Annotated in this window: 18 protein-coding genes; 17 read left to right on the top strand and 1 reads right to left on the bottom strand. The window is 65.0% G+C overall.

Translation table 11 applies throughout. The annotated features are described in order from the left end of the window. Nucleotides 1-7: 7 nt before the first annotated feature. The 14 genes from P1T08_06545 (at nt 8) to P1T08_06480 (ending at nt 14,709) form a co-directional block, all read left to right on the top strand. A complete protein-coding gene (locus P1T08_06545; GenBank protein ID MDF1595740.1) occupies nt 8-1,186 on the top strand; it encodes an SAVED domain-containing protein in 1,179 nt (392 codons plus the stop codon). Further along, complete coding sequence (locus P1T08_06540) at nt 1,183-2,199, top strand: nucleotidyltransferase (GenBank protein ID MDF1595739.1); 1,017 nt, start codon at nt 1,183-1,185, stop codon at nt 2,197-2,199. Before P1T08_06545 ends, P1T08_06540 begins: the two co-directional genes overlap by 4 nt. A 9-nt stretch (nt 2,200-2,208) precedes the next feature. After that, complete coding sequence (locus tag P1T08_06535; GenBank protein ID MDF1595738.1) at nt 2,209-3,999, top strand: ThiF family adenylyltransferase; 1,791 nt, start codon at nt 2,209-2,211, stop codon at nt 3,997-3,999. A 255-nt stretch (nt 4,000-4,254) separates the two neighbouring features. Continuing rightward, entirely contained in the window at nt 4,255-5,031 is a 777-nt protein-coding gene (locus P1T08_06530; GenBank protein ID MDF1595737.1) for a hypothetical protein, read from the top strand. A gap of 97 nt (nt 5,032-5,128) precedes the next feature. Beyond that, nucleotides 5,129-5,446, top strand: a complete 318-nt coding sequence (locus P1T08_06525) for a hypothetical protein (protein MDF1595736.1) — start codon at nt 5,129-5,131, stop codon at nt 5,444-5,446. Next, nucleotides 5,443-6,369 (top strand): conjugal transfer protein, encoded by a 927-nt coding sequence (locus P1T08_06520; protein MDF1595735.1) that lies wholly within the window; start codon nt 5,443-5,445, stop codon nt 6,367-6,369. The genes P1T08_06525 and P1T08_06520 overlap by 4 nt, the downstream gene beginning before the upstream one ends. Nucleotides 6,370-6,382: 13 nt before the next feature. Continuing rightward, the gene (locus P1T08_06515) at nt 6,383-6,643 is read left to right on the top strand and encodes a hypothetical protein (protein MDF1595734.1); all 261 of its coding nucleotides are present in this window, start codon (nt 6,383-6,385) and stop codon (nt 6,641-6,643) included. 5 nt (nt 6,644-6,648) lie between these two features. After that, nucleotides 6,649-7,068, top strand: coding sequence for a hypothetical protein (locus P1T08_06510; protein ID MDF1595733.1), 420 nt, complete (start codon nt 6,649-6,651; stop codon nt 7,066-7,068). Next, entirely contained in the window at nt 7,061-9,562 is a 2,502-nt protein-coding gene (locus P1T08_06505; GenBank protein ID MDF1595732.1) for an ATP-binding protein, read from the top strand. The genes P1T08_06510 and P1T08_06505 overlap by 8 nt, the downstream gene beginning before the upstream one ends. Further along, complete coding sequence (locus tag P1T08_06500; protein ID MDF1595731.1) at nt 9,559-11,061, top strand: hypothetical protein; 1,503 nt, start codon at nt 9,559-9,561, stop codon at nt 11,059-11,061. Before P1T08_06505 ends, P1T08_06500 begins: the two co-directional genes overlap by 4 nt. Beyond that, nucleotides 11,058-12,257, top strand: coding sequence for a peptidoglycan DD-metalloendopeptidase family protein (locus P1T08_06495; GenBank protein MDF1595730.1), 1,200 nt, complete (start codon nt 11,058-11,060; stop codon nt 12,255-12,257). The genes P1T08_06500 and P1T08_06495 overlap by 4 nt, the downstream gene beginning before the upstream one ends. 12 nt (nt 12,258-12,269) lie before the next feature. Next, nucleotides 12,270-12,572: a hypothetical protein gene (locus tag P1T08_06490; protein MDF1595729.1), complete on the top strand. Its 303-nt coding sequence runs from the start codon at nt 12,270-12,272 to the stop codon at nt 12,570-12,572. Next, a complete protein-coding gene (locus P1T08_06485) occupies nt 12,569-13,021 on the top strand; it encodes a hypothetical protein (protein ID MDF1595728.1) in 453 nt (150 codons plus the stop codon). The genes P1T08_06490 and P1T08_06485 overlap by 4 nt, the downstream gene beginning before the upstream one ends. After that, a complete protein-coding gene (locus tag P1T08_06480) occupies nt 13,018-14,709 on the top strand; it encodes a type IV secretory system conjugative DNA transfer family protein (GenBank protein ID MDF1595727.1) in 1,692 nt (563 codons plus the stop codon). Before P1T08_06485 ends, P1T08_06480 begins: the two co-directional genes overlap by 4 nt. On the opposite strand, the gene P1T08_06475 is transcribed toward P1T08_06480, so the two are convergent. Continuing rightward, nucleotides 14,683-15,537, bottom strand: coding sequence for a hypothetical protein (locus P1T08_06475; GenBank protein ID MDF1595726.1), 855 nt, complete (start codon nt 15,535-15,537; stop codon nt 14,683-14,685). The genes P1T08_06480 and P1T08_06475 overlap by 27 nt on opposite strands. 160 nt (nt 15,538-15,697) lie before the next feature. On the opposite strand from P1T08_06475, the gene P1T08_06470 reads away from it, so the two are divergent. From P1T08_06470 to P1T08_06460, 3 genes are all read left to right on the top strand, one after another. Beyond that, nucleotides 15,698-17,248 (top strand): IS1182 family transposase, encoded by a 1,551-nt coding sequence (locus P1T08_06470; GenBank protein ID MDF1595725.1) that lies wholly within the window; start codon nt 15,698-15,700, stop codon nt 17,246-17,248. A gap of 281 nt (nt 17,249-17,529) precedes the next feature. Next, complete coding sequence (locus P1T08_06465; GenBank protein ID MDF1595724.1) at nt 17,530-21,048, top strand: helicase-related protein; 3,519 nt, start codon at nt 17,530-17,532, stop codon at nt 21,046-21,048. Next, nucleotides 21,045-23,810: a DUF1156 domain-containing protein gene (locus P1T08_06460; protein ID MDF1595723.1), complete on the top strand. Its 2,766-nt coding sequence runs from the start codon at nt 21,045-21,047 to the stop codon at nt 23,808-23,810. Before P1T08_06465 ends, P1T08_06460 begins: the two co-directional genes overlap by 4 nt. Nucleotides 23,811-23,815 lie beyond the last annotated feature (5 nt).

The raw sequence follows: 23,815 nt of genomic DNA, 5'->3' as shown, positions 1-23,815 counted from the left end.
GAAGCAGATGGCTGGACGTCGAGGCAAGGTTCCGGAGAACGAACGACTAAGAGTGTGGGTACGCTCGGGTGGACGGTGCGCTTTCTGCAATGCGTACCTGCTGGAGTCGGATCTGACCCTGCGACCGGTCTTGCTCGGCGAGGTCGCCCACAACGTTGCAGCAAGTGCTGCGGGCCCCCGAGGCGATCATCAGATTCCAGGCGACCAGCGAAATGCGGCGGACAACCTGCTGCTGCTCTGCGGCCTCCATCACCCCGACGCCGACAAGCGTGCGCAACTCGATCTACTGACCGTGGAGCAGATCAGCACGTTGAAGGAGGAACACGAGCGTCGGGTCTTCGAGGCTACCGAGACCGTTGGTCGCAGACGTACGGTGCTGCTCCGCATGCAGGGGCACGTGCGCGGGGCAACTGTCGACCTTGGCGTGGAGGCTGCGACGGAGGCAGTACTTCGCTCCTCGAACCGGTTTCCCGAACTCGCTCTGTCTTTCGACCGCCGGGGCGTCGAGATCGACCTTCGCCAGATCTCCGGCGAACTCACCGCCGCCGATAGCTACTACAAAGCAGCAGCCTCCCGGATCGACGAGGTCATCGCTCAACGCCTTCGGCCCGCCGTCGAGAAGGGCATCGTGCCGCATCTCAGCGTATTCGCGATTGCCCGCTTCCCCCTGCTTGTCTACCTCGGTTCGCGCATCGATGACGCCCTCACCGTCGACGTGTTCCAACGACACCGCGCCACGGAGAACTGGATCTGGCCGGCAGCGGCCGACGATGACCCTGAGTTCGTGGCCCGGCGCGAGGACCCGTCGCACGCACCCGGACCCCGTCCGGCCACCGACGCTGTCCTAATCATCAATGCCTCAGGGACGATCCACCCCGCCGAGCTGCCGGCAGAGACTGCTGGCCTTCCCACCTATTTCGTCGAGTTGGACGGCACACCACATACTGATTCGGTATGTAGCCGTCGTGTGCGCGATTCGTTTGAGCGAGCGGTTCGCAAGATGCTCGGCCAACTCGAGCAGTCGGACAAGACCGTCCGGCGCATCCACGTGTTCCCAGCCGCACCGGTCTCGGTCGGCGTCACCCTCGGCCGCTCCGTCGGCTGGGGCATCCATCCCCGCCTCGTCGTCTACGACCGACGCGACGACGGCTCCTACCACCCTGCACTGGAGGTCAGCGCACAATGAGAATGACTGCAAGCTTCAACGCGTTCATGACCAATACGGTCAATATCAACCAGACGCGAATCGACAACCTGGACGTGAGTGTCCCCGCAATCTTCGACGCTCTCCAAGCCGATAGTGAGATCGGCTCGATCGTCCTCGACTACGACCCGCAGGGTTCGTGGCCACACGGGACGATCATCAAGCCGGCGGACGGTGTGGAGTTCGACGCTGATTTCATGCTCGTCATGGACGAGCAGGAGGCCTGGGCCCATAGCCCCAAGACGTACATCACTGTGGTCCACGCGGCACTCGCCCGGAACGGCACCTACAAGGACTTGGTCAAGCCGCCCAAGTGCCGATGCGTACGCGTCGTGTACGCCGGCGACTACCACGTCGATGTTGTACCTTTCGTCGTGCTGAGCGATGGCCGTCAAGTCATCGTCAACGGTGACGGCGACGAGTGGGAAGACACCGACCCCGCCGGCTTCACCGCGTGGATGAAAGAGAAGAACGACACCACCGGCGGCCACCTCAAGCGGGTCATCCGCCTGCTGAAGTACCTTCGCGACCATCGCGATAGCTTCAGGCGCACCCGGTCCGTCCTGCTCACGGCGATGCTCGGCGAACGAGTCGACGCAGCTAGCAAGATCGCAGACCCGTCCTACTACGAGGATCTGCCAACCACCTTCTTCCACCTAATCACCGACTTGAACGAATGGCTCCAGGCCAACCCAACCAAGCCCTCCATCGCCGATCCCTCAGGTGCCACCGACCCCGACGGTAACCCGATCACCTTCGACCACCGCTGGACAGAGGACACCTACCAGGCATTCCGGAAGAAGATCTCGTCCATCGCGGCCGATACCAAGGTCGCGTATGAGGACGACACGTCGATTGAACACAGCCTTGAGTTGTGGCAGAAGGTCTTCGGCCTGGACTTCAAGCTCCCGGCCACGTCGAGTGGTGGCGGCTCCTCCAACGCCGGCACCGCCGGTGCAGGGCTCGCTGCCGTCGGGGCCGGGCGCGGCGGCTGATACAAGACCATGTCGAGCAAGGCGAAGCGACGCCGACCGAAGCGCAGACAGCAGGCCGCCGCGCCCGCCGGACGGCACACGCCCGGGCAGACGAGAGCAGCCGCGGAAATGCGCGAACTCCCCAACCGCCACCCCCTGGTTCTGGCCGCCAAGCATCTAGAGGCTGGGAAGGGCGAGTACGGCGCGCTCCTGCGCCTATCCACGCAGACACTGGATCGAGTCGGCTCCGGATTGCCGATCTCGCCGAACAGCGAGGAGTTCGAACTCTGGTTCGGACGTGACTACCCCGACAAGCCTCCCTCCGTCGTCGTCCGGCACAAGCGATTTCTTGGCTATCCCCACGTGCTGGCACAATGTGTTCGCTTCCCTGATGTGTTCTTCTGCTCGATCTGCATCTACCTCGATGTCGCTCGCGAATGGCACCCCGCCTTCGGTCTCGATCGCGTAGTCGCCCGCCTGGTCGAGTGGCTCGAAGATGCTGCTGCCGACCGATTCGACAGCCGAACTGCGCTCTACCACCCTATCGGAGGCCTCCCGCCCAGCCCCCGCGTTGCCGGGACCCTGATCGTTCGACCATCGACGCCAGCCCCGCCCCGAAAGCCAATCAGCCTCGCCACAATCGAGAGCCGCGCCCCACATCGCAGCGACCTGGTCCGCTGGGCGAAACGATCCGGCGACGACCCAGCCAGCACGACGAGCGCACTCGTGGTTCGCACCAAAGAGCCAATGGTGCTCGGATTGGGGCGTACGTCCACCCTGGGTGATCTCCTCGCCCGTGTCGAGGCTGCAAAGGGACCACCGGTGGTAGCAGTCCTCGGAGCTGTTGAACGACTCCTGCCTCATCTCACCGACGGGACCCTTCGGATCATCGTCGAGGTTGCCCACCCAGCCGTCGAATCTCTTACCTACGTCGCCTGCGCCATGGCACCCGTGCCACGCATCGCCACACAGCGAGCGACCATCGCTAGCCACCTACACAACCTGCCGATCGGATGGATCACCGTGTCTGATGAACGGACTGAAATCGCCACTCGTCGCGACCACCAACGACCTACATCGGCCTACACAGACAAGACCATCGAGATTTGGGGCTGCGGTGGCCTCGGTTCATGGATGGCCGAGTTCATTGCCCGTGCGGGTGCCCGACGCTTCGTCCTCCGGGACACAGGAGCTGTGGCTGGCGGGCTCCTGGTGCGACAGAATTACACGGAGGATGACGTCGGCCTCCCCAAGGCAACCCAACTCGCAATGCGGCTCCGCGCGATCTCCGACGACCTTGAGGTGTCCGCCGAGCCGTCTAGTGCACTCGACGTGCTCGCCGACGGATATGTCCCGACGACCGACATCCTGATCGACGCAACGATCAACGTCACAGTCGGAGCGCGGCTCGATGAGTGGGCGCGGGCCGCTTCTGGCCGACCCCTCATCGCACAAGTCGCCACCGATCCGCGAAGCGCAACACTCGGCATCCTCGCCGTTGCGGATCCCGCCGCCCCGTTCGGGCCGGCCACCATCGACGACGCCACCTGGCTCGCAGTGCACACCGATCCGACCCTTGAACGCTTCCATGGATTCTGGACACCACCAAGGAAGACCGACCAACTCGTGCCTGCCCTCGGCTGCTCAACTCCAACATTCCACGGATCGGCGGCCGATCTCGCATGTCTTGCCGGCTCGCTTGTCAGCCTCCTCGCTGGTCACCTTGGAAGCTCCGCGCCCGGCACCCATCTGATCGAGGCAAGCCATGCCCGAGGCCCCGACGGTGGCGGCCACTACTTCATCCCCTACAAGGCAACCTGACAACTGACAGGGCCACTGGAATCGGCTGCGTGCGCAAGGCATTGACACCCTGCACACGGGAATCGACACCACGGGAGTCCGATCGAGAACGCAGTTCGTCGGAATCTGTGGCGAGCCGCAGCTGGACTGCGTTCACAAGCAAACTCCTCTGGCGTCGCCAACCAAGCGACATTCCAAGCGACGTTCCCAGGTTTGGAGGGTTTCTGACAGGGTTGATGACATTCTGGTGACAGGGTTCGCGCGGACGCTCCTCACGTGAAGGCACACGAGAGGAGCACCGCGTGGCTGAGAGGCCGCCCGTCACAAGCGGCGGATAGTGAGTTGATTCGCCGGCTTGATGCGGAGTGGCGGGTCTTGTCCCAGTCGACGTGCCTGCGTGACCGCCTCCTCGCCTGGTCGACAGGCGACGACCGGCTGGCCTTCACCGACGGTGATGAGCTGGTGTCGGCTGCGCAGCGGCGGGATGTCGCGAGTTGGGCGGAGCGGGACCAGGTCCTGTCCACACTGCTCGAGCGAGCCGTTGACGACGGCCTCGCCAGGCGGGTGGCGCTGCAGGTGGTCCTCCCAGGGCTGAAGAGCCTGATCGTCGGGATCCGCGGATGGGATGTCGAGGAGCGCTCAGCGCGGGTCGTGGCGACGGCGCTGGACGTGATCTCGTGGTGCGCGACTGAGCCGGCAGGTACGCAGCCGAGCTTCCGGATCTACAGCAATACGAGGCGCCGGGTTCTGCGGTCGGCTGTCCGGGAGCGCTCGGAGCCGTTGGTCTTCGTCGAGGACTACCGCAACCTCGACGCTAGCTCGGAGGTCATCGACGCATCAGCTGACGAGCAGCGGCTCGAGACGCTCGTGGAGTGGGTGCAGCAGCGGGCACATCTGCGGGAGGACGCGGCGCGTCTGGTTGTGATGTCGCGCGCTGCTGGGTTCTCGATCAACGAGCTGGCGTCTTCTGAGCATGTGGATCCTCAGACGTTGCGGCAGCGACGGTTGCGGGCGGAACGTCGGGTGCGCCGCAGCCTGAGTCTGGCGCTGTGACCCGTGGAAGAGAAAGAAGCCGTCGCGTCCCGGTCATCGGCCTGCCCCTTACCGGTTCGATCGACCAAACACGGCACGACAGGAAGGTAAGGAACCCATGACCACCTCAAACCTACCGAGTCCCCGGAAACTGGCTGCAGTCGAGCCGGAGCCCGACCCTGACGCCCGTCAGCTGAGCGATGTGGAGCTGGATCGGCGCATCCGCACTGGATGGGATGTTTGGTGCGATCTGCTCGATGACCTGTTGAACACCGGCGGCATGTTGCCGCCTCGTGATCTGGCGGGTCGGGTGACGGCGTTCTTCGAGGACGGCTACTGGCGGGCTGAGGCGGCTCGTACCGAGGCTCTTCGGCGACAGCTATCAACTACTCGCCGGGACAGTCGGCAGCCGGCCCGATCGATGGGGCTCGCATGAACACCGGCACCGACCGTGTGGCTTCCTCCGAGGGAAGCGTCCGTGACTGGTTGAGCCCCGCGGTCACGGTGCGAATCCTCCACGTCGTGTTGTGGCTTCTGGTGGTGTCCGGGCCCGCCGCCGCGCTCATCATCGCCGGCAAGCTGGCATCACTGGATGCCCGTGTCGATGCGGCTGCCGCTCAACCCGCGACCGCAACTGCGATCGACACATCCGGGGCGGAGGGTTTCGCTGAGCTGTTCATTGCCTCGTACGTGGCAGCGGGTGCGGAGTCGTCCGGCGGTGCCGAATCAATACTCGGCGCGGACTCCCCCACAAGTGTCCAGGATGGAGCGTGGTCGGCGACCAGCACCGTCAGCCTGGGTGCGCAAGAAGTGGCCCCGGGCTACTACGCGGTGACGGTTGCAGCCGAGGTCGTTGCGCACGTGACCGAGCCGGGCCGGGCGCCCGCCACGGTGCCGACGGGGACCCGGTTCTTCGCTGTGGGTGTTGCCGAGACCAGGAACGGCTGGACAGCAACCGGTCTCCCCTCGCTGATCTCAGCGCCGCCCAACGTGGAAGCACCCGCGTTGCTGGTTGACCGTCTCGATGGTCTCGATGTCGAGCCGGCGGTCGCCGAGCTGTTGGCCGAGTTCTTCGCCGCCTACCTCGCGAGTGAGGGCGACCTGACCCGGTACGTCGCTCCTGCGCTCGAGATCGTCGCAGTCCAGCCTCCACCCTTTGTCGAGATCGAGGTCGCAGCAGCCGGATCGGCCGAACCATCAGACGGCGTCACTCCCATCTCCGTCCTCGTCCGTGGGACCGATTCCGACGGCCGGGCACAGCTCCTTGAGTACTCGCTGATGGTCTCTCAGCGTGACGGCCGCTGGGAAGTTTCCGATCTCCTCCCCGCTCCCCTTCTCGTAACAACAGACACCGATTGAAAGGACGCACGACATGATTGACACAGCACAGAACGTGGTCGGGAATCTGACCAATCTGGCCATTGCGGCGGCGGTACTGATCGCCATCGGGATGATCTTGTGGTCGTGGCTGGTGAAACGCACCGTCTCGGCCGTGATCGGGGTGATCATCCTGGCGGCGATCGTCCTATTCGCCATCAACGCCACCGACTGGCTCCAGAACAAGGTCGCCGAGGATGTCGGCGCCCTCGCGCCACCTGCCCACGTCGTCGTGGTGTCCGCCGGATCGGTGTGACCGCCATGGACACCGACGTCTACTTCTCGTACACGCAGGCGCTGCGGCATCCAGTGATCATCGGCCACGTCGCCGGGTGGCGTTTGCCGTGGGCGCTGTCGGCATCGCAGCTGGGTGCGGTCGCCGCTACCAGCGGTCTGCTGCTGATCACTCGTCCGATGTGGGCGCATCTGGGTGCTGTCGGCAACCTGGCGGTCTTCGCTCTGGCGGTGGCCGGCTCGGCGTGGGCGGTACGGCACTGGCGGATCGAGGGACGCTCTCCATTCCTGGTGGCGGTCGGCGTCGCCACCGTCCTTGTGTCGCCGGGGTGTCGCCGCGGGGTCCGCAACGGAGCGCCCGTTCCAATCCCTCGACCGGTGAGGGCGCGCCCTGTGCGTGTCGTGATCACTCGAGGCCAGCATGACGGCGAGGTGTCGGATGGGTAGCCCGCTCCCGGTCCACGGCATCAACGACCATCTCGTGTGGGGCACCGACGGTACGGCGTGGGTGTGCTTTGAGGTGGGTCCGTTCGCCTACCCGCACCGGTCGACCCGCGATGCCAGGGACGCCCACGCCCGCACCGTGGCCGCCCTGCTCGGTCTCCCGGCCCACTCGCTCGTCCTGTCCGTGGCTGTCGAGCTGTCCGCTGACGAGCTGGAGCGACGCATCAGCGGCGACGCGGTAGAGAGGTCGGCGAGCTGGGTTGGGCTGGCACGTCGTACCGCGCTCCGTCTCGCTGGTGAGCCGGTGTACGAGCGACGCTGGTTCCTCGCTATCCAGCTTCCCGAACCGGGCGGGACTCGCCGTGTGGTGGATCGGCTGCGCACGGCAGCGGGAGAGGTGGCGGCGACGTTCGGTACTCCGGCGGCGACTCCCGGTTCGAGGCGGGTGGCGGCGGCGATGGCGGCGAGCCGATCGCTGGCCGATCAGTTGGGCCAACATCTCGGGTTGCGGCCGCTCCGATCACCAGAGCTGCGGTGGCTGTTCGAGCGGGCCGTGCTGCGCGGGTTGATCGAACCTCCCACTTCCGTCGACAGCGAGCGCGATCGGGTGTCGGTGGTGCGGCTGGATCGGGACGCCGTCTACTTCGAGGGAGGCCGCCGCAGCGACCCTGACCGACTGTCGCATCGGCGCTACCTCACCGTCGAGCACCCCGACTATGGGACCGCCCATCAGGCGTTCTCGTGTCTCGCCGAGCTTCCGGCGTCGTGGTCGTTCCCATACGGGTCCGGCGAGTGGCTGTGGCATCTCGACGACCAACTCCCCTTCCCCGTCGACTGGGCACTCCGGATCGAGAAGATCGACAACCAGGCGGCCCGCCGGCGCGCCCTGCGGGCCAAACGGAACCTGGTGGGGCAGCTGACCGAACCGGGTGGCGACCCGGCCGGTCCCGCCACCACCCTGGCCAGCTCGGTTGACATGGTCGACGAACACCGGGCACGCCTCGAATCCAACCCGGCGCTGCCTGCGTTCCGGGCCACCACCATCGTCGCCGTTGCGCACCGGCATCTCGGTGAGGTGGAACGGCGGGTGGGGATCCTCGAAGCCTCGTTCCGGGGGGCGGAGTTCAACTTCTACCGACCCACCGGCGCCCAGCTCTCCTGTTTCACCGCCATGCTCCCCGGGTCGGCGTCGCCGCCGGTGGTGCGCGAGTATGCACAGGACCTGTTGCCGGATGGGTTGGCGTCGGCGATGCCGTTCGCCGGGTCCGGTGTCGGTGACCCGGGTGGGATGCTGCTCGGCCACTCGCTCGACGCCCAATACCCGGTGCCGGTGTTCCTCGATCCGGCGCATGGGCCGCGTGATCTGAACCGGTCCGGGTCGTTGGCGGCGATCGGGGAGCTCGGGTCGGGTAAGAGCTTCCTGGCCAAGACCCTCGCCTACAACACGGTGGCAATGGGCGGCCAGGTGGTCGTGGTCGACCGCACCGACACCTGCGAATACGGACAACTCGCCGCCATCCTGACCGGCGAGACACAGATCGTGGAGATCTCCGCCGACGCAAAGGTCGGGCTCGACCCGTTTCAGGTGTTCGACAGCGACGAGCTGCGGCTCCGCTACGGCGTCGGGTTCATCACCCTGCTCACCGCCACCCCACCGGGCTCCGCTGCCGCCGCCCACTGCTACCGGGCCGCCCAACACACCCTCGAGTCGGCCGTTGAAACCGGGACGCAGCCACGTCTCCGAGATCTGATCGCCCACCTCGAGTCGAGCGGCGGACCCGGGAGCGAGGTTGCCGAGAAACTGTCCGCTCTCGCTGGGGTCTCGTACGGCCGGCTCGTCTTCGACGACCCCGGACCCGTAGTGAACCTGAGCGGCGACTATGTGTGCTTCCACATCCCCGGACTCCGCCTCCCCCGCACCGGCACACCCCGAGACGACCAGCTTCCCGAGGAGCTGCTCGGTCAGGCCATCTTGTACCTGGTCGCGGCGTTCTCCAGGCGGATGCTGTTCCGCAGCAGCGACCGGTTCGCCGCACTACTGCTCGACGAAGCCCACGCCCTCACCGCGAGCACGCAGGGGCACGGGTTGGTGATGGATCTGATCCGGGACGGCCGCAAACACTACGCCGCGGTGTGGGCGTTCAGCCAGCTCCCGACCGACCTCACCGGCGACGGTGAGGATGTTGATGCGCTGTTGGGGTACCGGATGGTGTTCCGCCAACCGCACCAGGCCGCTCCGGCCGCGTTGCGGTTCCTCGGTTCCGACGACCGCGACGAGAACCTCGCGACGGTCACCTCGCTCGGGACTGGTGAGTGTCTGATGCGCGACCCGAGGGGACGGCTCGGGCTGGTCCGTATCGCCACGCCGGAGGATCCGGCGGTCGCCGACGCCTTCTCGACGACCCCCGGTACCGCCGGGCGACTGATGGTTGGACCCTGGCCCTCGGTAGCGAGCCTCGGAAACGAATCCGAGCTAGCGGAAGGGGTGGCCACATGAACGAGCCTGATGGCGGGCCACGCCGCCCCCGACTCCGATCGAGCTCCCTGGATGGTTGGGCGTGGGCGATCGTCTGGCTGCTCGCCGCCATCGTCGCAATCGAGCTGTTCGCTGCGACCCCCGCCGAGGCACAGGTCGACGAACCCGCTCCACCGACCGAGATGGGTCAGGAGCTGTACCCACCCACCGACTACCCCACCAACCAAGCGGACGGTGTGGTCGAGATCGGACGCTACGACATCGGCTGCGCCAACGACGGGTTCGTCGGCGACATCGGATGTGTCACCGTCGGCACCGCCACCAACCTGGTCTTCTCGCTCGCCAAGATCCTCGTCGCCGTCGCCATATGGCTGCTGGAGGCGGCCACCGGGTTCGTCATCGAGGGTGCCCTCACCGACGCTGCCGCCACCGTCGGCAACCTGCTCGACGCCCGCATCTTGGGGCCGATGCGGCTATCCCATCTCGGGCTGGTCGTCTCCGCCCTCTACATGGGTTGGCAGTTCCTCAAAGGCCGCTTCGGGGCAGGAGCCGGCGAGTTCGCCCTCACCCTCATCGTCTACGCCGTCCTCGTCGCAGTCTCGACCGGGTCGGGGTTCGGGGGAGCCGTCACCGGTGCGATCCAGACCGCCGGTGGCATCTCCACCGAGATCGTCGCCCTCTCCGCCAACACCGGCTCCGACGGCGACGCCACCGGACAGGTGAGCACCGCGCTGATGACCGGGTTCGTCAGGGACCCCTACGACACCATCAACTGGGGCCAAACCCTCCAAAACACCAGCTGCGCCCCGGCGAGAAACGAGGCGCTGGCATCGGGGCCGCACGGCTTCGACGACACCCCCCGCCAACTCATGCAAACCGCAGGCTGCGACGCCCAGGCCACCTTCAACAACGACGCCACCGTCTCCCGGCTCGTCGGAGCGTTCCTGTACCTCATCGTCGCCGCCGCCGCATTGGCCCTGTTCGTCCTCACCGCCTTCACCCTCGTCGTCGCCAAGGGCCTCGCCCTGTTCCTCATCGCCCTGCTCCCCATTGCCCTCTACGCCGGGCTGTTCCCCGGCGCCGGACGCTCCCTACTGTGGCACTGGGTCGCCGCCCTGGTCCGGGTCGTCGCCCTCGTCATCGTCATGGGCATCTTCCTGGCCCTCCTCGTCACCGGACTCAACGGACTCCTCACGGTGGCCGGGGGGATGTGGACCAGGTTCCTGCTCGTCATCTTCTTCATGGCAGTAATGACCGTCGGCCGCCGCCAACTCCTCGACATCTCCCAACGCTTCGCCGACTCCACCCTCCAACGTCTCGAAGGCAACCGCATCGGCGGCGCCCACGGCGCCACCTGGATCCGCCCCTACCAATCCGGCGGGCTCACCAGCCTCGGCGTCACCCACACCATCAGAGAAATCACCAACGAGGTACCCAACATGCCCCGCCGCAAACACCAGCCGACACCGGCCGACGCTGCGGCGGCGTGGCAACACGCCCGACGCAGGAGCACGGCATGAGCTGGCAACTCCTTACCAAAGCCGCCGGGCAACTCGCCAAGAAACGAATCGCCGACACACTCACCGAAGGATCCGGGCCGCGGTGGTGGCGGCTCGTCCTGGTCATCGCCGTCGCCACCAGCCCGCTCACGCTCGTGCTGGCCATCGTGCTGCTCGGCGCGGTCGCGTTCGGTGCCGGTGCCCCCGCCGCTGCGGCCAGTGGAGCGATCGGTATCCCCCCGGTCGTGTTCTCCGCCTACCTTTCGGCCGAAACCAACGCCTCGACGATCGCGGCTGATTGCGTGGTGGATTGGCCGATCATCGCCAGTATCTGGAAAGTCGAATCCGGCCACGCCACCACCGGCGGCCGCACCATCACCCAGACCGGAGACGTCACCCCACCGCTGTACGGCCCGATCCTCGACGGATCTGTCCCCGGCACCGCCGTCATCCCCGACAGCGACGGCGGACTGCTCGATGGCGATGCGACCTGGGACCGTGCCGTCGGGCCCGCCCAGTTCCTCCCCGACTCGTGGCGCGCCTACGGACAGGACGCCAACCGCGACGGCATCGCTGACCCGCAGAACGTGTACGACGCCGCGCTTGCCACCGTCGCCCACCTCTGTCTCACCGCCCCCGGCGACTACACAGAACAGGCCGATCTCGCAGCGGCGCTCCACCGCTACAACAACTCCGACGTTTACGTCACCACCGTCACGGGCTGGATCGACTACTACCGCGCCTTCACCCTCACCGACGGCACGGTCACCGCCGACGGCCTCTACGCCTTCCCCCTCCCCCACGACACCGTCACCCTCGATCAAATCCGGGCCAGCCACCACGACTACCCCGCCTCCGACCTGGCAGCCCCCGAAGGCACCCCCGTCTACGCCGTCCACCCCGGCACCGTCACCAACGTCTACCAGCCGTGCCCCACCTGCAAATGCGGGTGGGGAGTCACCATCACCGGAGCGGACAACCACCGCTACACCTACTGCCACGGCACCCAGCTCACCGTCGAGACCGGAGTCGAGGTTGCCGCCGGGCAGCTGATCATGACCTCCGGTGCCACCGGCAACGCCGAAGGCCCCCACCTCCACTTCCAGATCCGCAACCCCGCCGGAACTCTCGTCTGCCCACAACAACTTCTCGAAGCCTGGTGGAGCGGCATCGGGCTGAGCCCGGTCACCGCCCCCACCACCGGCTGCACCCACTGAAAGGAGCCGCCCATGCCCGCAAGCCCTCAACCATCGATCGAGGAGATCCTCACCCGGCAGCGTATCGCAGACGCCTTCGCCACCCTCGCCAGCCCCGGCCCAGACGGCCCCCGAGTGCGCCTCGATGAGGGCGAGCGTCACAGCATCGCCCAGGCGGTCGACCGCTCCGACCACCATCTCGCCGCCTTCGCCCACACCATCCTCGACGAATGGGACGGCCTCGCCGTCGACGACCAAGTCGCCGGGCTGCTCCTCCTCGCCGAGATCACCACCCACGGGCGTCACCGGGCCCACGACCTGGGAGTGCAACGATGAGCACCCAACCGTGCGTCAGCTGCGACAACGAGACCCAGGTCGACGCCCAAGGCCTCTGTGCGCCGTGTCGTGGGGAGCTGCGGTTCGTCGTCCGGCCGGTCGCTCATCGTGAGGCGTACCGAAGACGCGTCGCCGCAGAAGCCAACCTCCGAGCAGAGATGGAACGACTCGGCGTGGTCGTCATCACCAGCGTCCCCAACGACAACAGCCTCTGGATCTGCGACTTCTGCAACAACCAGATCCCCGTCAACGGCGAATACACCCTCATCCCCCTCCTCGGCAGCCACGCCCTCTGCACCAGCTGCGTCACCACCATCCCCTACTGGCCCGACGGCTGGACCCAACCCACCCCACGGGCCTGCCGCTGCGGCGCCTGCCAGCTACCCCGCCTCCGCAGCCTCGACAGAGAACAACGGCGCCACGACCGGCAGCGAGGCATCGGACTGTGACCCCGCCCGCGACCCAACCAGACGCCGAGAAGCTCCTCACCGTCGCCGCCAGCGTCCTGGTTGCCGCTTGTACGCTCGTGTGGAGCGCCGGCCAGGTTGCGGCCCGCCTCTGGCAGGGCACCTGGCTCCCCACACCGCTGTTCGACAGCCCGATCGTTCTCTGGCAACTGATCGTCGACCCCACCGATCCCGCGAATGCCTGGCCGGCACCGGCACGGAGCCTCCTCCCCGGACCTCTCGCCTACTACACCACCCTCACGGTCATCACCCTTGCGCTCCTCGCCGTCGCCACATTCGGCTACCGCTGGCACCAGCGCCAGACAGAGGCCGAGTCTGGTTCGGCGCGTTGGGCCAAACCACGCGACCTCAAACCCCTCCTCATCCGCAAGCCCCAACCCGGACGGCTCACCCTCGGCACCGTCCACCGGCGCCTCATCGCCACCGAAGCCCAACACTCCGTCGCCGTCATCGGACCAGCCGGCACCGGCAAAACCACCGGCTTCGCCATCCCCGCCCTCCTCGAATGGGACGGACCGGTCATCGCCACCTCCGTCAAAGGCGACCTCCTCGAACACACCATCGACCACCGCCGAACCATCGGAGACACCTACGTCTTCGACCCCGTCGCCTCCACAGGTGAACCGACCGCAGGATGGTCACCACTCCATACCTGCACCGACTGGCAAGGCGCCCTACGGATGGCCGCATGGCTCGCCTCCACAGCCCGCGCCGGAGAGCGAGGCGGACTCCAAGACTCAGACTTCTGGTACGCCGTCGCTCAGAAGCTCCTCGCCCCACTCCTCTACGCCGCCGCCACCAGCGGGGCCACCATGGCCGATGTCCTCCGCTGGGTTGACCTCCAAGACGAGCAGGAACCGATCAAGGCCCTGCACAAAGCCCGCAGCGTCGACGCCGTCCAAGCATTCGCCGCCACGATCAACCGAGAAGACCGCTCCCGCTCCTCCGCCTATACCACCGCCGAGACGGTGCTCGCCGCCTTCGCCGACCCCGGCGTCCTCGCCACCACCAACCGCCAACCGGCCATCGACCCGGACCGGCTCCTCGACGGAGGCAACCACACCCTCTACATCTGCGGACCTCTCCACGAACAAGCCCGCCTCCGCCCGCTGTTCACCGCCCTCATCGAACAGACAATCGCCCGCATCTACGACCGAGCCAACCGCACCACCGACCGCCTCCAGAAACCACTCCTGCTCGCCATCGACGAAGCAGCAAACATCGCCCCCCTCCCCGACCTCGCTCAGATCGCCTCCACCGCCCGCGGCGTCGGCATCCAACTCGTCACCATCTGGCAAGACTTCGCCCAGATCCAGGCCCGCTACGGCACGTTCGCCCAAACGGTCATCAACAATCACCGCGCCAAAGTCGTCCTCGCCGGCATCTCCGACACACCCACGCTCGACTACATCAGCCGCCTCATCGGCGATGAACAGGTCACTGAGGAATCCCGCAGCCGCAGCCCCGACGGCAAAACCAGCACCACCGAATCCACCCGACACCGACCACTCGCCCCCACCGCCGACCTGAGACGCGCAGATACCGGCACCGGAGTCCTGGTCTACGGAAACCTCCACCCTGCACGGATAGACCTACGTGTGCCGAGCCACCAGAGAGCATGGTTTGGCGGCTTGCAGGCGCGACTATCTGGAGGCTCGGGCTTCCAGTAGCTCACGGTGGTCGGCAGTTGCTGCTTGAAGTTCCGAGGTATCTGCCTCTAAGGCACCGAGGACTCGGGATCCCATTTCGAGCATCGTCGCGTTGGCCACCGACACGACCATCTCCCGTCGCCACGGGGGCGAAGGTGCGCCGAGCATTGGCTCCTCGTCTAGGCCACGCTGGTGCAAGCGCCCCATCGCCATGGCGTGCGCCGCGTCTGACTCATACCGCCATGCCATTACATAAGGGCCGCCGAGTCTCGTGAGTATCCCGGTCGTGTCCGACCGTGGCGTTCTCGGCGCCCCGATCGTATCGAGCCGTGCTTCTATCAACGCATCTCTGTTCTCGATCAGTGCGATTCCGGCTGCATGACGTTCCGACGCCTTTTCACCAGCGATGCCGCCCGCAAGGGCGCGAGCCGTCTTGAGTTGTTGCGCAAGCTCAGCTCGATCCGCTCTCAGCGCCTGGACGTCGATCCAGTCGACAGCGGCCGCAAGGTAGGCCAGGACGAATGAGAGGCTTTCCTCGTCGGGCCATGGTGCCGTCCTTGCCAGCGCCTCGTGGTCTGCTCGTTCTCCGATGTTTGCAGGTAGGGCAAGGTCAGCGGGGGGTTCATAGTCCGTGAGCCATGAAGTCTGGGCGAGGAGTTCGAGCAACCTTCTCATGAGAACGCCTGCGTCCTCCGTGAAGTCGCCAGCCGGGGTGTCGACGGTATCGGTGTGATGCATCAAGAAGTGGACCGTCGAATAGGTGCGGCGGGCAAGCCAGAGATTCTCGGTGAGACGTGCTCGACCAGGAGCGAGGACAGCTGCCCACCCTCCGACATCCACGGCGGGCACCGTCAGCACCTCCGGTGTTGCCGAACGACGAATAGCCTCGTCAATTCGTATCGCGAGGTCTAGGTGGCTGCCGAAAAAGTCGGTGGGTGGGGGCCGAGGGTGCTCGCGATCGGGGTCGTTTTCGTCGATACTCGTTCCATGGTGTCTCTGCGAGGTTGTGATGCTTGGAACTACTGATCGGCAAGGGAGCCTGCTGGGGGTGGAGTCGCTTTTGGCGCCGCTGTTTGAGGGCGACGACTCGTCGTTCTATGCCCGCATGGCAGCCCACGGTGACGGCCTCGTCAGGGACGAGGACTTCGCCGATTGTTACTCGATGGGTATGGGACGCCCCTCGATCCCCCCTGCGCTGTTGATGAAGACAGTGCTGCTGCAGGTGCGCGACGACGTGAGCGACCGGGAGGCGGCGCGGCGGGCGGCCAAGGATCTCGACTGGAAGCGCGCCCTCGGCGTGGAGGCCGATCAGGTGCCGTTTCACCACACCACACTGGCGGTGTTCCGCAGCCGGTTGCTCCTCAACGACGCCGACGAACGGGTGCTGAGAGCCACTCTGGTCCACGCCGTCGAGGCCGGGCTCTTCCCGAAGCGGGTGCTCGCCATCGCCGACTCGACCGGGGTGATGGGAGCGGCTGCGGTCTCTGACACCTACAGCCTGTTGCGTCAGGCCATCGCCAAGCTGGGTAGCGCCGCTTCTGACCGGCTGGCCAAGCGGCTGCGCCGGGCCATCGACCGTGTGTGTGTCAACAAGGCCGGCATCGACTGGGCCGACGCTGACGCCAGGCGGACCCACCTCGGTGAGCTGGTCGAGGTGGCCCGGGCGGTGCTGGCAGCCACCGCCGGGGTCGACGACCTCGCTGAAGCCCGCGACCTGCTGGAGCGTATCGTCGACCAAGACATCGAGGAGGCCCCCGACGACGGCGGTGGGCCGGGTATCCGCCGGGGTGTGGCCCGCGACCGGATCGTGTCGGTCGTCGACCCCGACATGCGTCACGGGCGAAAGAGCCCCTCCAAGCGGGTCGACGGTTACAAGGCTCACCTCCTCACCGACCACGACACCGAACTGGTGTTGGCCGTGGGTGTCACCGGGGCCAACGCCCCCGATGGGCCCGAGGCGGCTCCGATGGTGGCCACCGCACAGGCAGCCGGTGTCCCGGTGCGTGAGATGCTCGGTGACACCGCCTACGGCGACGGCGACACCCGGGTCGCCGCAGAGGAGATCGGGGTCAAAGTCACCGCAAAGACCCAGCCGCCAGCGTCCACCGGCAAGTTCGTCAAGACCGACTTCGTCGTCGACCCCGACACACCCTCGGCGACCTGTCCCGCCGGTCACGCCACGACCCGTCACAGCTGGAGCACCGACCACAAGGGCCGAAGGGTCATGGTCATGAAGTTCGCGCCCGACCTGTGCGACGCGTGTCCGCTGCGCCAACGCTGCACCACGAACTCGAACGGCCGCAGCATCACCCTGAACTTCCACGAGGCGCGTCTCCAAGCCGCCCGAGCCGAACAGGCCCGACCGTCAACCCGCCGAAAGCTCCGACGACGGGCCCTGGTCGAACGCAAACTCGCCGAAGGCAAACGCCACGGGATGGGCAAGGCCCGCTACCGCGGAACACGCAAAGTGCTCCTCCAACAGCGTGTGACCGCCGGCTTGTTGAACATGAAGCGGCTCTTCGCTCTGCTCGACGAACCGGGAAGACTGCAACATGCTTGAACACCCCGACGCGCCAGCGCGCCCTCCCACCCCCGACACGCCAACGTCACCATCAACCCCCGACACGACAACCAACCTCCCCGACCACTCGCCGAAGGCCACTTCTTCGGCAGCCACCTAGGTGTGTTCGCAACTCTCGGTGGGTTCCCACACGGCGAATCTAGACCGCTCAGCCCTATCTCGACGATCGGATCAGGTCGGCGCCGATTGGTGACCGAGCGTCTCTGTCAGACCCATCCGGTAGTCTGGCCCAGACAGCGCAAGGGTATTGGAGTGGGCCGTTGGCAACATTGGAGGACCTCAAACCGGAATCGATCGTTGAGGGCCTCGTCGTTGGCAAGCCGGTCGCCATCGTGGCGACCACCTGGCATGGCACGGACACGGTCGAGGTTGTCTACCGCACCTCGGGCGGCGCTGTAGATAATCGCCTCCTCTCCCGATCCGATGAGGCACGTCTGACTATCGCCTCGGAAGAGCGCCATTGGACGCTCGACGCCGATGGCGAGCTGTTCAAGCTGGCGTCGGAGGCCCGTCGAATCGAGCTGGCACATCTGTTCGACCCGTATGTAGCGATCGAGTCAGCCAACATCGACCCGCTGCCACATCAGATCGAAGCTGTCTACGAGCAGATGCTCCCCCGTCAACCTCTCCGGTTCCTTTTGGCCGACGACCCCGGGGCCGGCAAGACAATCATGTCAGGCCTCTACATTCGGGAATTGGCGATCCGGGGTGACGCCGAACGGGTCCTTGTGGTCGCCCCCGGTTCGCTGGTGGAGCAGTGGCAGGACGAGCTTTGGCAGAGGTTCCAACTGCCGTTCGACATCCTGTCTCGGGACATGGTGGAGAACGCCAGGACCGGCAACCCTTTCATCGAAAGGAACTTCCTGATCGCCCGAGTCGATCAGATCGCACGCAACGAAGACCTCCAGGTCAAGCTCCGTGCCTCCGAGTGGGATCTGGTCGTAGTGGACGAGGCCCACAAGATGGCCGCCCGCTACTTCGGTTCCAAGCTGGAGAAGACCAAGCGTTACCAGGTAGGCGAACAACTCCGGGGAATCACCCGCAACCTCCTGCTGTTGACCGCCACGCCACACAACGGCAAGGAAGAGGACTTCCAACAGTTCCTCGCCCTTCTCGACCCCGACCGCTTTGCGGGCCGATTGCGCGACGGGCGTGCACCCGACGCATCCGACCTGATGCGCCGCTACGTCAAGGAGAACCTCCTCACCTTCGACGGCAGACCATTGTTCCCGGAACGGATCGCCCGGACCGTCAAGTACGACCTGTCGCCGCTGGAGGACAGCCTCTACAAGGCAGTCACCCATTACGTCCGCGAGGAGATGGACAAGGCCAAGGCGATCGAAGAGGGCGGCGACCGACGACGTGGCCTTGTCGTCGGCTTTGCTCTTACCGCCCTTCAGCGGCGACTCGCTTCCTCGCCGGAGGCGATCTACCGCTCGGTGCAGCGCCGCAAGGAGCGCCTCCAGAAGCGGCTCATCGAGCTGGAAGCGATCCTCGATGGAACAGCTCGCGATAGTGCCACCATTCCGAAAGGCCTTTCAGAGACTGACCTCGAGGACTTCGATTTTGACGATTACGACGACGTCGAACTCGAGCAACTGGAAGACGAGGCCATCGACCAGGCCACAGCAGCCGCGACCGTCCCCGAGCTCCGGGACGAGATCGACAAGCTGGCAAAACTGGAGAAGCTCACTGCCGCAGTCCGAGCATCAGGTACCGACAAGAAGTGGGAGGAGCTGTCCTCGATTCTCCAATCCGACGCTATGAACGCACCCGACGGCACAAAACGCAAGATCATCATCTTCACCGAGCACCGCGACACTCTCCACTACTTAGAGCGTCGCATCCGGAGCCTCCTTGGCAAACCAGAAGTCATCTGTGTAATCCACGGGGGCCTTCGACGGGCAGACCGACGCCGCACCCAGGATGCTTTCATCACCAACCCAGACATCCAGGTGCTCGTAGCCACGGATGCAGCCGGTGAAGGCGTTAACCTGCAGCGGGCCAACCTGATGGTCAACTACGACTTGCCGTGGAACCCAAACCGCATCGAGCAACGCTTCGGTCGCATCCACCGCATCGGACAGCAAGAAGTGTGCCACCTATGGAACATGGTCGCCCACAACACCAGAGAAGGTGCCGTATTCGAGCGGCTCCTCGACAAGATCGAAGAACAGCGCAAAGCGCTGGGCGACCAGGTCTACGACGTCCTGGGTGACTCATTCATCGACCGCTCGCTGCGTGAACTCCTTATCGAGGCGATCCGCTACGGCGATGATCCCGAAGTTCGGGCTCGACAAATGCGGATCATCGACGAGGGCATCGGCAAGCGACTAGAAGATGTCGTTGCTGAGCGCGCACTGGCAGTCGACATCCTCGGCAAGGCCCGCGTCGATGAGATCCGAGACATGATGGAACGGGCAAAGGCCCGCAAGCTCCAACCCGGGTTTATCCGAGCGTTCTTCCTCGACGCCTTCCGACTCCTGGGCGGTCGTATCACCGAACGGGAAGGTGGACGGTTTGAAATCACCCGCGTCCCTTCGGCAGTCCGATCCACCGAGCGGGAAGCGAAGGTCGGATCCCCGTTGCAGCCGGTCTACGAGCGCGTCACCTTCGAGAAGGAACTCATCAAGGTCGACGGCAAGCCACCGGCGGAACTGCTCAGCCCCGGCCACCCACTCCTTACGGCAGTCATCGACACCATTGGAGACCGGCATGGCGCACTGCTCCAACGCGGAACGGTGTTCATCGACCCCGACGATCCGACCGAAACCCCCCGGGCACTCGTCTACCTCGAACATGCCGTGAAAGACGGACGGCCCGGAGAAGATGGCGGTAGGCGGACAGTGTCTCGCCGCTACCAGTTCGTCGAGATCCCTGAAAGTAGCGACCCGAGCGATGCCGGCTATGCCCCCTACCTCGACTACCGGCCAGCAGACGAAGAACGCCCAATCCTGTCCGACACTCTCAGAGGTGAGTGGATCACAGCCGCGCTGTCAACGACCGCCCGAAGCCACGCCATCGAGAACCTCGCCGGACCCCACATCCAGGAAGTCCGTCGCATTACAGAAGACCGCGTCGCCCGGGTACGAGCCGCTGTCGTAGACCGGCTCACCAGCGAGATCAACTATTGGGACGCACGAGCCGCCGACGCCAAGGCCAAAGAACTCCAAGGTAAGAAGCCAAAGGGAGGCTTCACGTCCGGGCATGCTCGCAACATCGCCGACGACCTGCAGGCGCGTCTAGAACGCAGAAACCGCCAACTCGACCAAGAACTCGATCTCTCCAACCAACCTCCGACGGTCGTCGGCGGGGCCATCGTTATCCCCCAAGGTCTTCTCGACCGGCTCGCCGGCGAACGCACCCAGCCCCCGCACACCTACGCGAAGGATGTCGAGGAGGTCGACCGAAGGGCAGTCTCAGCCGTGCTTTCAGCAGAGCGGGCTCTCCAAAGGGAACCGCAGGAGATGCCCCACCACCAACCAGGCTACGACATCGAAAGCCGCGACCTCGAGAGCGGCGACCTCTACTTCATCGAGGTCAAAGGTCGTATCGAAGGATCCGACACCGTCACAGTGAAAGCCCGCCAGGTTCGGCAAGCACAAAACACCCCCGACCGGTTCATCCTCGCTCTTGTCTCCGTCCCAGAAGATCGAGCTGCGGATCCGACAGTGCGATACCTGTTGCGACCATTTCAGGGCACAGAGCTTCCATTCGCAGCGGTGTCGGTCAATCTCTCACTACCCAAGCTGCTCTCAGAAGCCGTGGAGCCGAGATGACGTACAAGAAGAAGTTGATCGAGGTGGCGCTGCCGCTCGACGCCATCAATCGGGAGGCTGCAAGGGAGAAATCCATCCGGCACGGCCATCCCTCAACTCTGCACCTCTGGTGGGCGCGTCGTCCGCTCGCTGCAGCGCGAGCTGTTCTGTGGGCGTCCTTGGTCAACGACCCTTCGGCAGACGTTGAGCTATTCCCGACCCTTGAGGCGCAGGAGACGGAGCGACAACGGCTCTTCCGGATCCTTGAGCAACTCGTGCGTTGGGAGAACTCGGACAATCAGCACATACTCGACGAGGCAACGAAGGAGATACTGGACTCGTGCGACGGCGAGTTACCCACTGTTCTTGACCCTTTCTGTGGAGGCGGATCGATACCGCTAGAGGCGCAGCGACTTGGGCTGCCCGCGTTCGGCGGCGATCTGAACCCTGTTGCCGTGTTGGTCTCGAAGGCGATGATCGAGATCCCTCCTCGGTTCGACCGGAAGCCACCGATGAACCCCGAAGCCCGGCAGGGGTCGGGTCTGAAGAGCTGGCGCGGAGCCCAAGGATTGGCAGAAGACGTCCGCTACTACGGGCTTCGGATTCAAGAACAAGCATTCGAGCGGATCGGAAGCCTCTATCCCAAGGTGCGGTTGCCAGCCAGCAAGGGAAGCGAGGACGCCACCGCGATTGCGTGGATCTGGGCGCGAACGGTGGCATCTCCAGATCCAGCATGGAGCGGAGATGTACCCCTTGTTCGCTCTTGGACGCTTCGTTCAGCGACTAAGTCAAAGCCCTCCATATGGATCGAGCCGATCATTGACAGACACCGCCAGGAGATCCGATACGCGATACGCGAGGGAGGGGAACCACCGGAAGGAACCATTGGCCGGAGCACAGCCGGGCGCTGCGTAGCAACGGGAACGCCATTCGGATTCGATTACGTACGTCAGCAAGGCCGAACGACGGGCTTCGGTCGCCATGCGATGGCGGCCGTAGCGCAGGGTCCCCGCGGTCGCGAGTATGTCGCCGGCATTGAGACGCCCGCATTACCCGCCGTGCACATTCCATCAGCCCTCGAAGCAGAGCTTCCCCGGAACCCGCGCGATTTCAAGACGCCGGGGTACGGGCTCGGCCATTGGAAGGACCTGTTCACAGACCGCCAACTCCTCGCACTTACGACATTCTCGGACCAGCTTCAAGAAGTTCGGATGGTCATCGAACGAGACGCTCAAGCGGCTGGCTTGACAATCGATGGCCGCCGACTCCGTGATGGCGGTGACCAAGGGACGGCATACGCGGACGCCGTGATGACGTACCTTGCTTTCGTTCTGGACAAGTGTGCCGACTATTGGTCCACGGTATGTACCTGGCACAATTCAAAGGAGCTGATCAGGAACACGTTCGCTCGCCAAGCGATTCCTATGACGTGGGATTTCGCCGAGGTGAACCCTTTCTCGGGATCAACTGGGAGTTGGCGGTCGATGCTGGATTGGGTTGCGAAGGCGATCGAACATCTGCCGGCGGTCGGGGCCGCGTCGGTGGCCCAACGAGATGCGACGGCGAGGGTCGCGGAGATTGCGAACCCAGTTGTAGTCACTGATCCTCCTTACTACGACAACATTGGGTACTCCGATCTCTCCGACTTCTTCTACGTATGGCTGAGAACGAGCCTTCGCGACGTCTGGCCCGACGAGCTATCCACTGTGCTCACTCCCAAGGCCGAAGAACTCATCGCAGACCCCTACCGCCATGGCTCCAATCCAGAGGCAAGGGCACACTTCGAGGCCGGGATGAAGGAGGTGTTCTCGTCCGTCGCCGCGCACCAGAATCCCGACTTCCCATCCGTCGTGTTCTACGCGTTTAAGCAGGCCGAGACGGACGCAAGCGGAACCGCGTCGACGGGCTGGGAGACCTTCTTGCAAGGCTTGAGGTCTGCGGGCCTCGCCATTACGTCGACATGGCCCGTGAGGACGGAACTGGTCAATCGTCCGCTAGCGATGAAGAAGGCAGCACTCGCATCCTCGATTGTCATAGCCTGTCGCCCCCAACACCCGATGGCCCCGCTGGCGACTCGCGGCGAATTCTTGGCCGCTCTCCGCCGGGAACTGCCGCCGGCGATCCGACTTCTCCAACGAGAGTCCATCGCACCCGTGGACATGGCTCAATCGGCAATCGGACCCGGAATGGCCGTCTTCTCTCGATTTTCGAAAGTCATCGAATCCGATGGTACCGATATGCCCGTTCGCCACGCTCTGACGCTCATAAACGAAGTGCTTCAGGAGGTGCTCTCCGAGGAGGAGACCGAGTTCGACGCTGATACGCGATGGGCCTTGACGTGGTATGAGCAGAACGGAATGAAACCAGGACTCTTCGGGGATGCAGAGACGCTGTCGAAAGCGAAGAACACATCGGTAGGCGGCGTAGTTCAAGCCGGTATCGCAGTCCAGCAGGACGGCAAGGTGTACCTGGTCGATCGGGATGATCTCGTCGCAGACTGGGACCCTTCTGCCGACACTCGTCTAACCGTTTGGGAGGTCACGCAAAACCTCATCGCATCCCTCGACGAGTCGGAGCTGGTCGCAGCAAATCTCCTGCGCTGGATCGGTACAGGGATCGGCGAGCGTGCCAGGCAGCTTGCCTACCTTCTCTATCAAGCAGCCGATCGGCGTGGATGGGCCGAGGAGGCTGTGGCCTATAACACCCTCGTTCAGGCGTGGCCCGATTTGGTCAAACTCGCCAGCCGATCTGAAACCCCAGTGCAGCAGAGATTGGGAGAATGATCTGA

The sequence above is a fragment of the Acidimicrobiia bacterium genome (assembly GCA_029210695.1).
In the GTDB taxonomy this organism is placed as follows: domain Bacteria; phylum Actinomycetota; class Acidimicrobiia; order Spongiisociales; family JAHEDJ01; genus JAHEDJ01.
This window is presented reverse-complemented; position numbering and strand designations above follow the sequence as displayed.

Bases quoted from the DNA above. Each gene is read 5' to 3' on its own strand.
- P1T08_06460 (MDF1595723.1), top strand. From the start codon at position 21,045: ATGACGTACAAGAAGAAGTTGATCGAGGTGGCGCTGCCGCTCGACGCC.
- P1T08_06495 (MDF1595730.1), top strand. From the start codon at position 11,058: ATGAGCTGGCAACTCCTTACCAAAGCCGCCGGGCAACTCGCCAAGAAA.
- P1T08_06520 (MDF1595735.1), top strand. From the start codon at position 5,443: ATGAACACCGGCACCGACCGTGTGGCTTCCTCCGAGGGAAGCGTCCGT.
- P1T08_06515 (MDF1595734.1), top strand. From the start codon at position 6,383: ATGATTGACACAGCACAGAACGTGGTCGGGAATCTGACCAATCTGGCC.
- P1T08_06535 (MDF1595738.1), top strand. From the start codon at position 2,209: ATGTCGAGCAAGGCGAAGCGACGCCGACCGAAGCGCAGACAGCAGGCC.
- P1T08_06525 (MDF1595736.1), top strand. From the start codon at position 5,129: ATGACCACCTCAAACCTACCGAGTCCCCGGAAACTGGCTGCAGTCGAG.
- P1T08_06490 (MDF1595729.1), top strand. From the start codon at position 12,270: ATGCCCGCAAGCCCTCAACCATCGATCGAGGAGATCCTCACCCGGCAG.
- P1T08_06500 (MDF1595731.1), top strand. From the start codon at position 9,559: ATGAACGAGCCTGATGGCGGGCCACGCCGCCCCCGACTCCGATCGAGC.
- P1T08_06540 (MDF1595739.1), top strand. From the start codon at position 1,183: ATGAGAATGACTGCAAGCTTCAACGCGTTCATGACCAATACGGTCAAT.
- P1T08_06485 (MDF1595728.1), top strand. From the start codon at position 12,569: ATGAGCACCCAACCGTGCGTCAGCTGCGACAACGAGACCCAGGTCGAC.
- P1T08_06505 (MDF1595732.1), top strand. From the start codon at position 7,061: ATGGGTAGCCCGCTCCCGGTCCACGGCATCAACGACCATCTCGTGTGG.
- P1T08_06470 (MDF1595725.1), top strand. From the start codon at position 15,698: ATGCTTGGAACTACTGATCGGCAAGGGAGCCTGCTGGGGGTGGAGTCG.
- P1T08_06545 (MDF1595740.1), top strand. From the start codon at position 8: ATGGCTGGACGTCGAGGCAAGGTTCCGGAGAACGAACGACTAAGAGTG.
- P1T08_06510 (MDF1595733.1), top strand. From the start codon at position 6,649: ATGGACACCGACGTCTACTTCTCGTACACGCAGGCGCTGCGGCATCCA.